Source organism: Nonomuraea sp. B12E4, assembly GCF_039871825.1.
Classification (GTDB): Bacteria; Actinomycetota; Actinomycetes; order Streptosporangiales; family Streptosporangiaceae; genus Nonomuraea.
In genome coordinates, this window is sequence record NZ_JBDPME010000015.1 from 103,532 (window position 1) to 117,743 (window position 14,212).

Here is a 14,212-nt window from a genome sequence, read left to right on the forward strand (position 1 = left end):
GGGCGAAATGCTAGGTTTCGCAGTCATGGAGATCAGGACTGTCCACGCCAACGGGGTGGAGTTCGCGTATCTGACGGTGGGCGAGGGGCCGCTGGCCCTGTGCCTGCACGGCTTCCCCGACACCGCGCACACCTGGCGGCACCTGATGCCCGCACTGGCCGAGCGCGGCTACCGCGCGGTCGCGCCGTTCATGCGCGGTTACGCGCCCACCGAGATCCCCGCCGACGGCGCGTACGAGGCCGCCGCGCTCGTCGCCGACGTCCGCGCCCTGCACGAGGAGCTCGGCGGCGGATCCGACGCCGTCCTCATCGGCCACGACTGGGGCGCCTTCCCCGTCTACCACCTGGCCGGCCGCTTCCGCCGCGCCGTCGCGCTCGCGGTGCCGCCGCCGGGCACGCTCGCCACCTCCTTCCTGGAGTACGAGCAGCTCAAGCGCTCGTTCTACGTCTTCCTCTTCCAGACGGCCATGGCCGAGCCGGCCGCCGCCCAGCCCGGCTTCCTGGAGAGCCTCTGGCGCGACTGGTCGCCCGGTTACGACGCGGGCGAGGACCTTTCGTTCGTACGGCGCAGCCTCGGCGCGCCCGCCAACCTGAGCGCGGCCATCGGCTACTACCGGGCGATGCTCGGCACCACCCCGCCCTCGGACCGCTACCCGGCCGTCGAGCCCGGCGTCACCGGCCCGGTCCTGTACCTGCACGGCACCCAGGATGGCGCCCTGGGTGCCGACATGGTCAAGGACGCGCGGAGCCACCTGCCGGCCGGCTCCCGGGCCGAGCAGGTGGCGGGCGCCGGTCACTTCCTCCACCTGGAGCGGCCCGGGCAGGTCAACAACCTCATCCTCGGCTGGCTCGGCCCGGCCTCGCCGGAGTCGACCCAGCTCGTCAGGCGGCCCGGCTCCTGAGGACCGCGATCAGCGGGTGCCGGCCCGACAGGCTGACCGGGACCGCCTCCTCCACCGTGAACCCGGCCGGGATCCCGTCGTGGACCAGTGCCACGGCCAGCCCGTCGGCGCTCAGCACACGCCGTACCTCCCGCCACAGCAGGCCGCCGTCCCGGGCGAGCGCTCCCCGGGGCGCGACCTGGCGGCCCCAGGGCGGGTTCACGAGCACGCGGTCCGCCCCACCGGCGGGCACGGGGATCCGGCCCGCGTCCGCCACCGCCCACCGGAAGGGCGGGCCCGCCCCGAAGGGCGTCGCGGCGGCATTGGCGGTGGCCGCTTCGAGGGCGGCCGGGTCATGGTCGAAGCCCAGCAGCCGCAGGTCGTCCCGGGCGGGCGCGTACGACCGGGCCAGCGCGTGGGCCTCGATCAGCGTGGTGCCCGCCCCGCAGCACGGATCGAGCACCGTCCCGGCCCCGCCGAGCCGGGCCAGCCACGCCATCGCGGCCGCCACCGGCGGATGCAGCGTGCCGCGCACCGACGCCAGCTTGTACGGCCGGCGGTGCAGCGGCCGGGCCGCCGGTCGCAACGCGATGACCGCCTGGTCGTCCTCGATCGTGACCCGCCACGCCATGGCCCCCGGCGGCGGCCGCAGCCCGTCCCTCCTGGAGTGGTAGGCCAGCCGCAACGGCCGCGCCAGCTCGGCCCCGACCGCGTCCTCGACCTCGAACCTCGTGTAGTTGCGCCGCCCGACGAACGACGCCGACACCTCCAGCCCGCCCCCGGCCGCCGGTGTCGTCCGGCCGCCGGACCGGACGACACCGCTCGCGTCCAGCTCCCGGGCGGCCCCGGCCAGGCGGCGCAGGGCCGAGCGGTCGTGCCCGATCCCGTCCACCACGGCGGCGGCGACCAGCAGGTCGTCCGCCATGCGCAGGCGCGGCAGGTCGTCCGCCAGGCGCAGGCCCGGCGGGCCGGCCCCGGGCGCGGCCTCGAACCACACCTCGCGATGGCGCACCCGGCGCACCACGCCGAGCCTCGAACGTCGGATTTCCCCGGCCACCAGGGCCTCGATGCCGCGTACCGTCCTGGCCACGGCGAAAGCATGCACGGCGGGCCGCGTCCAGCGGCTCGCCGTAGGTTGCGGAGTCCGCACCTACATGTCCTTCTTCCCATGTAGCGACCCGGGACGGCGGTCGTTCGCCCGTCCCGCATCACCGGCGGTGGGTCATCCACGACCCGCCGGTGGGTCGCTACCGTCGGAAGAAGAAGCTCATGGCGGCCATCATAGGGCGAATCCGGGTACAGCGGTCACGGTTTTTCGCGCGGTGACGTACGGTGTACGTAACAACCATTGACGTAGGTGGCCCCGCTTCGAATGATGGCTTCATGAGCGTTCTTGACTTCGACCTGTCCGACCGTGACTTCTGGGCCAGGCCCATGGAAGTGCGCGAGGAGGCGTTCGGCCGGTTGCGGTCGCGTGCGACACCGGGGTTCTTCGAGGAGATGGACGTCGGCTTCGCGCCCAAGGGGCCGGGTTATTACGCGCTCGTCAAGCACGACGACATCCTTGAGGCCAGCCGCAACCCCGAGGTGTTCTGCTCCGGCGACGGGGGTGCCACGAACATCCCCGACATGCCCGCCGAATTCGCCGAATATTTCGGCTCGATGATCAATATGGACGACCCGCGCCACGCCAGGCTGCGCAGGATCGTCTCCCGCGCGTTCACGCCCAAGATGATCAAACAGTTCGAGGCCGACGTGGACGCCGCGGCCGGCGGCATCGTGTCCGACCTGATGGCCAGGGGCCCCGGCTGCGACTTCGTGACCGAGGTCGCGGCGCGGCTGCCCCTGAAGATCATCTGCGACATGATGGGCATCCCGGAGAAGGACTACCAGTTCGTCTTCGACCGCTCCAACGTCATCCTCGGCGGCTTCGACCCCGAATACGCCGGCGACAACCCCGAAGAGATCGTCGGGCACCTGCTCAACGCCGGCATGGAGCTGCAGCAACTGGTTCAGGACCTCGCCGCCCACCGCGCCGAGCACCCCACGAACGACCTGACCTCCTCCCTGGTCAACGCCAACATCGACGGCGAGCAACTGACGTTGCAGGAGCTGGGCTCGTTCTTCATCCTGCTGGTCGTGGCGGGCAACGAGACCACGCGCAACGCCATCTCGTACGGCCTGCGCCTGCTCACCAAGAACCCCGGCCAGCGCGCCCTCTGGCTGAAGGACATCCCCGGCAACGCGGCGGGGGCGGTGGAGGAGATCGTCCGCCTCGCGTCCCCGGTGAACTTCATGCGCCGCAAGGTCACCAGGGACTTCGAGATGAACGGGCACCTCTACCGCAAGGGCGAGAAGGCGGTGCTGTTCTACTGGGCGGCCAACCGGGACGAGGCCGTGTTCGAGAACCCGCGGCGCTTCGACATCACCCGCCACCCCAACCCGCACGTCGGTTTCGGCGGCCCCGGCCCGCATTTCTGCCTGGGCGCCCACCTGGCCCGGCGAGAGATCACGGTGATGTTCCGCGAGCTGCTGCGCCGCGTGCCGCACATCGAGGGAGGCAAGCCCGACCGCCTGCACTCCGCCTTCATCAACGGCATCAAGCACATGGAGTGCACCTTCTGACCAGCGCGGGCGGCCGCCTCAGGACTGGGCGGTCAGCCTGATCTGGTTCATCACCGTGCGGATGTCCGGCATGAGCTGCTTGCTCTCCGCCGGGATCGACATGTAGACGATGGCGGGGACGCTGCCGCCGGTGTTCACGGCCATCGTGACGATCGTGGCCTTCTCGGTGCCCGAGGTCAGCGCGTACGCGATCAGCCGGCCCGTCGAGTCGCCCACCTTGATCGGCTGCTGGGCGATCTTCTTCACCGTGTTGTCCTCGGGGAAGAACTTCTTGCGGGCGGCGAGCACCACCTGCCTGATGACCGGCTCCAGGTCGTCCTGCTTGTAGTACGAGGCCAGCCGCGGCGACAGCGGGCCCGACATGAGCTGGGCGGCCTTGTCCTCCGTGATCAGGACGTACTGGCGGGTGTCGAAGCCGTACGTGCCCTTGACCGTGGGGCGCTCGTCGAGCCGCCACGTGCCGCCCAGGCGCGGGACCGAGATGCCGGCCTGGGCGTCGGCGACCCTGCCGATGACCGGGGCGGCCTTGCCCGGGTATTTCGGCAGACCCCCGATCGAGGTCGAGGTCTTGGCGGGGCTCGACGGGGGCGGGCCGGTGGTGGCTTCTTCGGACGCGACGCTGGAACTCGTGGTGTCCTCACCGGCCAGCGGCCCGGCCAGGAACGCCCACAGCAGCGCGGCCACCAGGGCGACCGCCACGGAGCCGCCGAGCGCGTAGATCCAGATGGGCTTGCCCTGGCCCTCGTCCAGCGCGTCCTGGTCACCCATGGCCTGGTAGTTGTCGCCGAAGACGGTGTTCCAGAGCTCCTGCTGGCGCTCGGGCGGCGGGGTGCGGGAGCCGCTGATCTGGCCGGCGGTGACGAACGGGCGGTCGGGGTCGGAGGGGTCGCGATTCAGGTTGGAACCGGGGCGGGGGCCTCGGCCCTCGGACGGGGGCTGCGGGCCGGGGTTGGGGCCTTGGGTCTCGGTCGGGGGGGTGCCGGTGCGCGCGGAATCCATGGGGGTTGAGGGTACGGCGTGATCGTTGAGCACGTTCCCTGAACGGTGGTTGTAGGCGACGGTGCGTTCTGCGGGAGGGTGGGCCTGGGGCGGCGGCTGGGACCACGCGGGGACCGGGTCCGGGACCGGCGGCTGCTCGGGGCGGCCGGACCGCTGCGCGCCGCTCCGCTGCGACGACGCCTCGGGCCAGGAGAGAGGAACGTCCTGCGGGCCCGCCGTCTCGGGCCAGGAGGTCGGCACCTCCTGATGAGGCGCCTCCTGGCGGGGCGGCTCCTGACCGGCCTCCGGGCGCGAGAGCTCCGGCCAGGACGGCGCCGTGCTGTTCTGTGCCGGCGCCCCCGGCCAGGCGGGCGCCGTGCTGTTGTGCGGCGCTGCTTCCGGCCAGGAGGTGGGACCGGCGGCGTCGCGGGCCGCCGAGTCGGGCCTGGGGCGGCGGGACGGCCCGGGCCAGGAGTCGTCGTCACGCGGCGGCTCGGGCCAGGACGGCCCTTGAGCGGCGGCGGGTCCGGGACTTTCCGGCCAGGACATCGGGACGTCGGTCGCGGAGGAGCCGGGCCGGGAGTCGGACCGTCGCGCGCCACCCTGCTGGGGCGGGGCCTCCGGCCAGGACGGTGGCGGGTGTGGTCCGGAGTTCTCCGCTGCCATGGCTGCCGGTCCTCCCGAGGTTGTATCCGAATATCCCGTTATATCCGGATTTGACGTACCAGGCATGATCTCATGGGATTTTCCAGGAGACCTTGGTGGTTCCGCAGCGAAACGAGCGAAGCCATGAGGATCGGTCGGCGGATCCTGCATCGGCAGGTCGGCCTCCGGTCGATCGGGCTCTGCTGGGTATACCACGGCGACAAGCGTATTCTTGTGGGACGAATAGGGTCACAACGGATACATCACCATCAGGTCTCGCTGGCCTGAAGAGTCCATTGTGCCCGTCCACCTCGATCGAGTATCTGCATTCAGCCGAAGACGTGCGCTACGCTTGACATGTGCGTTCCGCGACCCTGCTTCTTAGCGGGCCGCGACGGCCCTGAGGATGTCGCCGTCGCGGCTCCACCCCTCGTTGTGTGCGCGAGGGGTTTTCTTATGGGTCCGAGTCAAGCCAGAAGGACAGCAGCCGTGAGTGAGTACGATCCGCAGGCACTGCAGGCCAAGTGGCAGCAGCGCTGGGAGGAGCAGGAAACCTATCGCGCGAGCGAGGATCCCGCCGACCCGCGTGAGCGGCGCTACATGCTCGACATGTTCCCCTACCCGTCGGGTGACCTGCACATGGGCCACGGCGAGGTGTTCGCCCTCGGCGACGTGGTCGCGCGCTACTGGATGCAGCGGGGTTACAACGTCCTGCACCCGATCGGCTGGGACTCCTTCGGCCTGCCCGCGGAGAACGCCGCGATCAGGCGCGACGCCCACCCGGCCGAGTGGACGTATGCCAACATCGAGACGCAGGCCAACTCGTTCCGGCGCTACGGCATCTCCTTCGACTGGTCGCGCCGCCTGCACACGAGCGACCCCGACTACTACCGGTGGAACCAGTGGCTGTTCATCCGGTTCTTCGAGCGCGGCCTGGCCTACCGCAAGGGCGGCCTGGTCAACTGGTGCCCCAACGACCAGACGGTGCTGGCCAACGAGCAGGTCGTCGCGGGCAAGTGCGAGCGCTGCGGCGCCGACGTCATCCGCCGCGAGCTGACGCAGTGGTACTTCAAGATCACTGACTACGCGCAGCGCCTGCTGGACGACATGCAGCAGCTCGACGGCTGGCCGGAGCGGCTGCTGACCATGCAGCGCAACTGGATCGGCCGCTCCGAGGGCGCCGACGTGCTGTTCGAGATCGAGGGGCGCGAGGAGCCGGTCCACGTCTACACCACGCGGCCCGACACCCTGTTCGGCGCCACGTTCTTCGTCGTCGCCGTGGACGCCGCGCTGGCCGACGAGATCGTCACCGACGACCGGCGGGAGGCCTTCGAGACCTACCGCGCCGAGGTCGCCAAGCTGAGCGACATCGAGCGGCTGTCCACCGATAAGGAGAAGACCGGCGTCTTCCTGGGCCGCTACGCGATCAACCCGGTCAACGGCGAGCGCATCCCGGTCTGGGCGGCCGACTACGTGCTGTCCGACTACGGCCACGGCGCCATCATGGCCGTGCCCGCGCACGACCAGCGCGACCTGGACTTCGCGCTGAAGTTCGGGCTGCCGGTGAAGGTCGTGGTGCACACCGGGCTGGCCGATCCGGGCGAGAGCGGCGAGGCCACGCCCGGTGAGGGCAGGCTGGTCAACTCCGGGCCGCTGGACGGCCTGAGCAAGACCGAGGCCATCGCCAAGATCATCGATGTGCTGGAGGTCGAGGGCCGGGGCTCGGGCGCCGTCAACTTCCGGCTGCGCGACTGGCTGCTGTCCAGGCAGCGCTACTGGGGCACGCCGATCCCGATCATCCACTGCCCCGACTGCGGCGAGGTGCCCGTCCCCGACGAGCAGCTGCCGGTCACGCTGCCCGACCTGCGCGGCGAGGCGCTGGCGCCCAAGGGCGTCGCCCCGCTGGCCAGTGCCACGGAGTGGGTCAACGTCGAGTGCCCCAAGTGCTCGGGTCCCGCCAGGCGCGACACCGACACGATGGACACGTTCGTCGACTCGTCGTGGTATTTCCTGCGTTACTGCTCGCCCGGCTACACCGACGGCCCGTTCGACGTCGAGCAGGTGCGCAAGTGGGGCCCGATCGACCAATATGTCGGCGGCATCGAGCACGCGGTGCTACACCTGCTGTATTCGCGCTTCTTCACCAAGGTCCTGCACGACATGGGCATGCTCGACTTCACCGAGCCGTTCCTGCGCATGCTCAACCAGGGACAGGTGATCAACGGCGGTAAGGCCATGTCGAAGTCCCTGGGCAACGGCGTGGACCTGGGCCGGCAGATCGACGACTTCGGGGTCGACGCCGTACGCCTGACCATGGTGTTCGCCGGGCCGCCCGAGGACGACATCGACTGGGCCGACGTCTCACCCGCCGCCTCGCAGAAGTTCCTGGCCCGCGCGCTGCGCGTGATGTCGGAGGTGACCAGCGCGCCCGGCGTGCCGTTCGAGCAGGGCGAGGTGGGGCTGCGCAAGGTCACCCACCACACCATCGACGAGGTCACCAAGCTGGTCGAGTCCCAGCGCTTCAACGTGGCGGTGGCCCGCATGATGGAGCTGACCTCGGCCGCGCGCCGGGCCATCGACTCCGGTCCCGGCGCCGGCGACCCCGCGGTGCGCGAGGCCGCCGAGGCGCTGGCGGTCATGTTGTCGCTGGTGACTCCCTACACCGCCGAGGAGGGCTGGGAGCGGCTGGGCCGCACCGGGTCCGTCGCGTTCGCCGGGTGGCCGGTCGCCGAGGCCGAGCTGCTGGTGCAGGAGTCGGTGACCTGCGTGGTGCAGGTGGCGGGCAAGGTGCGCGACCGGCTGGAGGTCTCGCCCGACATCTCCGAGGACGACCTGCGGGAGCTGGCCCTGGGGTCGGAGAAGGTCGCGGCCTACCTGGCGGGCACGCCCCGCAAGGTGATCGTCCGGGCCCCGAAGCTGGTCAACATCGTCCCCTGACCACTACAGGTCGCGCAGGGCCGGCAGCAGCTCCTTCTCCGCCCAGGCGAAGAACGGCTGCTGCTGGTCGTGGCCGATCTGGACGAGCGCGACGTGGGTGTACCCGGCGTCGGCGAACTTCCGCACGCCCGCCACGACCGCGTCCACGTCGTTGCCGCACGGCACGCTCGTGGCCACGTCGTCGGGGCGTACCGTGCTGGCGGCGGCCGCGAAGTTCACCGGCGAGGGCAGCTCGGCCATGACCTTCCAGCCGCCGACCGCCGCCCAGCGCCACAGCTTGTGGGCCCGCTCCTTGGCGGCCGCGGCATCGGTGTCGTACGAGATCGCGAGCTGCCCGTAGACCGGCTTGCCGTGCCCGCCGGCGGCGGCGAACTGCCTGACCACGTCCGGCATCGGGTCGTTGACGACCAGCGCGTCACCGTACTCGGCGGCGAGCTCCGCCGACTGGCCGCCTGAGGCGGCGATGCCGATCGGGACCGGCTCGTCCGGCAGGTCGTAGAGCTTGGCCGAGTCCACGTCGTAGAACCGGCCCTGGTGAGTGATGTACTCGCCGGTGAACAGCTCCCTGATGATCTGCACGGCCTCGGCGAACATCCGGTGCCTGGTGTCGACCGGGGGCCAGCCCTCGCCGATGACGTGCTCGTTCAGGTTCTCCCCCGCGCCCAGGCCCAGGGTGAACCTGCCCTGGCTCAGCACGCCCATCGTGGCCGCCTTCTGTGCCACCACGGCCGGGTGGTAGCGCATGATGGGGCACGTCACGTACGTCATGAGCGGGATCCGCTCGGTGACCTGAGCGGCGGCGCCCAGCACCGACCAGCAGTAAGGGGAGTGCCCCATCTCCTCGACCCAGGGGAAATAGTGGTCGGAGATGACGGCGTAGTCGAAACCGACGCGCTCGGCGGTGGCGGCGTAGTCGACGAGCGCGCGGGGCGGGGTCTGCTCGGACATCAGGGTGTAGCCGATTTGTACCATGTGTCCCCGGCTACCCAGGCGGACGCAGCCTACCGTCCCGGGAGCGGAGATCATCGATGGGCGAGCTCTTCGGCCACCAGTCCCAGGCCGATGCCCAGCAGCCAGACGTCCTTGGCCATGGACAGGCCCTGGTCGGTGGGGCGCAGGCTGCCCTCGCGGCGCAGCCCGGGCGTCCGGAGGTAGAGGCCGACCAGGCCGGCCGAGAATCCCGCCAGCCCGGCCCCGGCCAGCAGGGACGGCACGACCGGCGTCAGCAGCGCCATGCCGAGCGCCACCTCGCACCTCGACAGCACCCTGGTGAAGGTCTCCGGGGCCAGGCGGCGCAGGAACGGGTATGCCTTCGCGGCCGTGCCGTGCAGGAACGCGGCGGTCTGCGGGTCAGCGTCGATCTTGCCGAGCCCGGAGTGCAGGAAGAAGACTCCGGCGGCCAGGCGGGGCGGGAGCTGGTGCGGACGGGCGAAGATCCTCATGGTTCCTCACAGGATGCGAGAACGGATTATCGGACCATTCCCGTACATATCCGGCGCATCCCCCACTTGACCGTTCGCGGGACGGGACAGGTCTGCTTGGAGGAGAATTCATGAGCTGACCTTGGCTAGTGTGCAGCTGTGACCAATGGCGCATACCTGAGATATCCGCATCTGCACGGTGACGTGGTGACCTTCGTCGCCGACGACGATGTCTGGCTGGCCCCCGTCGCCGGAGGCAGGGCCTGGCGGTTCACCGCGGATCGCGTACCCGTGTCGCATCCGAGGTTCTCGCGCGACGGCCGCCGCCTCGCCTGGAGCAGCACCAAGGAGGGCGCCCCCGAGGTGTTCGCGGCCGAGATCGACGGGCCCGAGGGCGAGCGGCTCACCCACTGGGGCAGCGGCACGACCGGCGTGCGCGGGTGGACCGCCGACGAGCACGTGATCGCGATCTCCTCGACCGGGCAGAGCGAGCGCAGCAGGACCTGGGCCTACGCGGTGCCGCTGGACGGCGGGCCGGCCACGAGGCTGCCTTTCGGGTGGGTCGGCGACGTCGCGCTCAACGAGGAGCAGGTCGCCACCGTGTCGCCGCTGTGGCGCGAGCCGTCGCAGTGGAAGCGTTACCGGGGCGGCACCGCCGGCAAGCTCTGGGTCGACGCCGAAGGGGCCGGGGAGTTCGTCCGGCTGTTCCCCGACAGCGCGGCGCAATACTGGTCGGTGAGCTGGGTGGGGGACCGGATCGTGTTCCTGACCGACATCGACGGCGTCGGGAACGTCCACTCGGCCCTGCCCGACGGGTCCGATCTGCGCCGGCACAGCTCCCATGAGCAGTTCTACGCCAGGCACGCCACCAGCGACGGGGAACGGGTGATCTACTCCCACGCCGGGGACCTGTGGGTGCTGGAGAACCTGGAGGCGGAGCCGCGCCGGCTGGACATGCGGCTCGGCGGGCCGCGGCCGGGGCGGGCCAGGCGGCCCGCGCCCATGCGGGTGGGGGCGTACGCGCCGGACGCGACCGGGCGGGCGAGCGCCGTGGAGATCCGCGGGACCGCGCACTGGGTGACCCACCGTGACGGGCCCGCCGGCGTGCTGCGGGCGCGGCCGGGCGTGCGGGTACGCCTGCCGCGCGTGCTGAACGCCGACGGGCGGGCCGTGTGGGTGTCCGACGCGAGCGGGGAGGACGGGCTGGAGATCGGTACGCCCGGCGGCGAGGTCAGGACGCTGGCCACGGGGCAACTCGGGAGGGTGCTGGAGCTCGCGGCCGCGCCGGACGGCAAGCACGCGGCCGTGGCCACGCATGATGGGCGGCTGCTGGTCATCGACCTGGAATCCGGAAATATCCGGGAGCTCGATCGGACCACGCAGGGGGACGTCAGCGGGCTGACGTTCTCGCCCGACTCCGGCTGGCTCGCCTGGGAACATCCGCATCACGAACCGCTGTCGCAGATCAAGATGGCGCGGGTGGACGGCACGTCGGTGATCGACGTCACGCCGGTGCGGTTCGCCGACTATGACCCGGTGTTCACCAGGGACGGGAAGCATCTGGCGTTCCTGTCGGTGCGGACGTTCGATCCGGTTTACGACGCGCACGTCTTCGACCTGTCGTTCCCGTACGGGTGCCGGCCGTACCTCGTGCCGCTGCAGGCTGACACGCCGTCGCCGTTCGACCCCTCGTTGCAGGGGCGCGGGTTCAACGGGGAGGACGACAAGCCCGCCAAGGAGGACAAGAAGGACGGGGCGCCACCGCGTACCGAGGTCGACCCCGACGGTCTCGCCTCGCGGGTCGTGCCGGTGCCGGTGCCCGCGGGCCGCTACGGCAACCTGCGCACCGCCAAGGACGCGCTGCTGTGGCTGCGTTACCCGCTCACCGGGCAACTCGGCGACGGGACCGAGCCGGCCGGCGAGGTCGTGCTGGAACGGTACGACCTCAAGAAACGCGCCAAGGCCGAGCTGGGCAAGGAACTGCGCTCGTTCGAGGTCAGCGAGGACGGCACCAGGCTGGTCACCAACGGCAAGAACGGACTGCAGACCCGCGCCGCCACTGAGGGCGACGAGGTCGTCACCATCGACCTCGACCGGATCACCATCCAGCTCGACCCGGTCGCCGAGTGGCGGCAGGGCTTCCGCGAGGCCGGCCGGCTCATGCGCGACCACTTCTGGCGCGAGGACATGAACGGCGTCGACTGGCAGGGCGTGCTCGACCGCTACGAGCCGCTGGTGGAGCGCATCGGCGCCCACTCCGAGCTGATCGACCTGCTCTGGGAGGCCCAGGGTGAGCTGGGCACCTCCCACGCCTACGCCATCGCCAACGGCGGCGCCTACGATCCGCGGCGCCGCCAGGGCCTGCTCGGGGCCGACCTGGAGGTGGACGCCCAGGGGGTGTGGCGGATCACGCGCCTCCTGCCCGGCGAGTCCTCCGACCACGCCGCCCGCTCGCCGCTGCTCGCCCCCGGCGTGGCCGTCCGCCCCGGCGACGCGATCGTCGCGGTCGGCGGGCGCCCGGTGGACCCGGTACGCGGGCCGCTCGCCCTGCTGGCCGGCACCGCCGACCAGGCGATCGAGCTCACCGTGCGGCCGGCCTCCGGCGGAGACCCGCGGCGCGTCGTGGTCAGCCCGATCGCGGACGAGACGCAGCTCCGCTACCACGACTGGGTGGAGGGCCGCCGGGCCCTCGTCCGGGAGGCGTCGGCGGGCAAGCTCGGGTACCTGCACGTGCCCGACATGGTGGCGTCCGGGTGGGCGCAGTTCCATCGTGACCTGCGTACCGAGATGGCCTATGACGGGCTGGTCGTGGACGTGCGGGGGAACAGCGGCGGGCACCTGTCGGAGCTGGTGCTTGAGAAGCTTTCCCGCAAGGTCACCGGGTGGGCGCGGGCGCGCGGTTATGAGCCGATGCGGTATCCGGAGGACTCACCCCGGGGGCCGATCGTGACGATCACCGATGAGTTCGCGGCCTCGGACGGGGACATCGTCAGTGCCGGGATCAAGAACCGGGGGATCGGGCCGCTGGTGGGCACCCGGACGTGGGGCGGGGTGATCGGGATCGACTCGCGGTATTCGCTGGTGGACGGGACCCGGGTGACCCAGCCACGCTACTCGTTCTGGCTCGACGGGCCGGGGTGGGCGGTGGAGAACCACGGGGTGGATCCGGACATCGAGGTGGTGATCACACCTCAGGACCGGGTGGCGGACCGTGACCCACAACTGGACAAGGCAATCGAACTGGCGCTGGCCGCCCTGGAGGAACACCCGGCCGCCACTCCACCGGACCTGCCACCCCTGCCGTGACGGACGTGAGGCCGGGTGCGCGTGCCTCATCGTTACTGGGTGCGAGCCGGAGCGCGGCGCGGGCGGATGACGCACCGCCCGAGCCGCCGCCGGTTACAACATCAATGACCTGAGATGCCTGGGAGCCGGGATGTCTCACAAGTGAGGACTCCCAAGACCCGGCACGCTCGTGAAGCGGGACGCTTGTGATCGACCATGCACCCGAGGCCTGTGGTCACAACCGGCGGAGGACCGCTACGACCTTGCCCAGGACGCTGGCCTCATCACCGGGGATGGGCTCGTAGTTGGGGTTGTGGGGGACGAGCCAGACGTGACCGTCCTTGCGCTTGAAGGTCTTGACGGTGGCCTCACCCTCGATCATGGCAGCCACGATGTCGCCGCTCTCCGCCACCGGCTGCTGGCGCACGACCACCCAGTCGCCGTCGGCGATGGCGGCCTCGATCATCGAGTCACCCGCAACCTGGAGGAGGAACAGCGTGCCCTCACCGACGAGCTGCTTGGGCAGGGCGAAGACGTCCTCGACGCTCTCCTCGGCGAGGATCGGGCCACCGGCGGCGATACGGCCGACGAGCGGGACGTAGGCGGCCGTGGGGCGACTGACCGTGGACTCCTCGTCGGAGGCGTCGGGGTCGACCCACAGCACCGGCTCGCCCGGGAGGCGGACCTCGAGAGCACGTGGCCGGTGCGGGTCGCGGCGCAGGTAGCCCTTGCGCTGCAACGCGGTCAGCTGATGGGACACGCTGGACGTGCTGGTCAGCTGCACCGCCTCCCCGATCTCGCGCATGGAGGGCGGATATCCGCGCTGTTGCACCGAGTCGCGAATCACTTCGAGGATCTTGCGCTGCCTGGGTGTCAAGCCCAGAGAATCGCGCCGACGCACCGCGAGGTCGCTGACCCCGTTTGCGTCATCCCGCTCGCTCATGCTCTTCCTCCTCGCCTGGCGGACCGCCTCACCGGCGGGCCTCCCGGTCCGTGGTCTTGATGTCGCACACAGCGACGTTATCGCTGTTGAAGATCATCTTCAAACAATTGTTCGAGTCTTCCTCGAAATTGTCGCCAGTGTGGTGTACAACATCGTACGGGAGTTCGATCGACACCGTGTTCGATTTGCTGATCTTTATTTGGCCTTTTCCTCAGGCCACACGGCGGGAGGTCATCCATGCGAACGACCACAAATGCGGACACGACCAGCGAAGACGCCAAACTACTCACGCTCATCGCCGAGGCCACGCAGAGTAACGATCGACGTGGAGACAATACGCGTTCGGGCATCGGATCCCGCGATGATTCCGGCAAGAGGTTGGGACTCCGTTCGAGTGGCGGGGGGAGGCGCGGCAGACCTTCGTCCGGCGGCGGAGGTGCGGCCCGGGGGCGCGGAAAGCCATATTTGCGACTCGTCCCCTCGCCACGCCCCGACCCC

At 70.5% G+C, this 14,212-nt stretch carries 9 protein-coding genes; 4 read left to right on the forward strand and 5 right to left on the reverse strand.

Features of this window, described 5'->3' with window-relative positions:
• Positions 1-25: 25 nt before the first annotated feature.
• Positions 26-901: an alpha/beta hydrolase gene (locus ABGB18_RS29745; protein ID WP_347698930.1), complete on the forward strand. Its 876-nt coding sequence runs from the start codon at positions 26-28 to the stop codon at positions 899-901.
• Here the strand turns inward: ABGB18_RS29745 and ABGB18_RS29750 are convergent.
• Positions 882-2,030 (reverse strand): RNA methyltransferase, encoded by a 1,149-nt coding sequence (locus tag ABGB18_RS29750; RefSeq protein WP_347698931.1) that lies wholly within the window; start codon positions 2,028-2,030, stop codon positions 882-884. The two genes, ABGB18_RS29745 and ABGB18_RS29750, sit on opposite strands and share 20 nt — an antisense overlap.
• Positions 2,031-2,263: 233 nt before the next feature.
• Between ABGB18_RS29750 and ABGB18_RS29755 the strand changes: the two genes are divergently transcribed.
• Positions 2,264-3,505: a cytochrome P450 gene (locus ABGB18_RS29755; protein WP_347698932.1), complete on the forward strand. Its 1,242-nt coding sequence runs from the start codon at positions 2,264-2,266 to the stop codon at positions 3,503-3,505.
• An 18-nt stretch (positions 3,506-3,523) separates the two neighbouring features.
• On the opposite strand, the gene ABGB18_RS29760 is transcribed toward ABGB18_RS29755, so the two are convergent.
• Positions 3,524-5,149 (reverse strand): hypothetical protein, encoded by a 1,626-nt coding sequence (locus ABGB18_RS29760; protein WP_347698933.1) that lies wholly within the window; start codon positions 5,147-5,149, stop codon positions 3,524-3,526.
• A 435-nt stretch (positions 5,150-5,584) separates the two neighbouring features.
• Here ABGB18_RS29760 and leuS point away from each other — a divergent pair, with 435 nt between their 5' ends.
• Positions 5,585-8,065, forward strand: a complete 2,481-nt coding sequence (gene leuS / locus ABGB18_RS29765; protein ID WP_347698934.1) for a leucine--tRNA ligase — start codon at positions 5,585-5,587, stop codon at positions 8,063-8,065.
• 3 nt (positions 8,066-8,068) lie between these two features.
• Here the strand turns inward: leuS and ABGB18_RS29770 are convergent, their stop codons facing one another.
• Entirely contained in the window at positions 8,069-9,037 is a 969-nt protein-coding gene (locus tag ABGB18_RS29770; protein ID WP_347698935.1) for a TIGR03557 family F420-dependent LLM class oxidoreductase, read from the reverse strand.
• A 50-nt stretch (positions 9,038-9,087) separates the two neighbouring features.
• On the reverse strand, positions 9,088-9,507 hold the full coding sequence (locus tag ABGB18_RS29775) for a hypothetical protein (protein WP_347698936.1): 420 nt from the start codon (positions 9,505-9,507) through the stop codon (positions 9,088-9,090).
• A 138-nt stretch (positions 9,508-9,645) separates the two neighbouring features.
• Between ABGB18_RS29775 and ABGB18_RS29780 the strand changes: the two genes are divergently transcribed.
• Positions 9,646-12,792 carry a PDZ domain-containing protein gene (locus tag ABGB18_RS29780; RefSeq protein ID WP_347698937.1) on the forward strand — a complete coding sequence of 1,049 codons (3,147 nt, stop codon included), beginning with the start codon at positions 9,646-9,648 and terminating at the stop codon, positions 12,790-12,792.
• A 214-nt stretch (positions 12,793-13,006) separates the two neighbouring features.
• On the opposite strand, the gene lexA is transcribed toward ABGB18_RS29780, so the two are convergent.
• Entirely contained in the window at positions 13,007-13,714 is a 708-nt protein-coding gene (lexA, locus tag ABGB18_RS29785) for a transcriptional repressor LexA (RefSeq protein WP_347698938.1), read from the reverse strand.
• Positions 13,715-14,212: the final 498 nt, after the last annotated feature.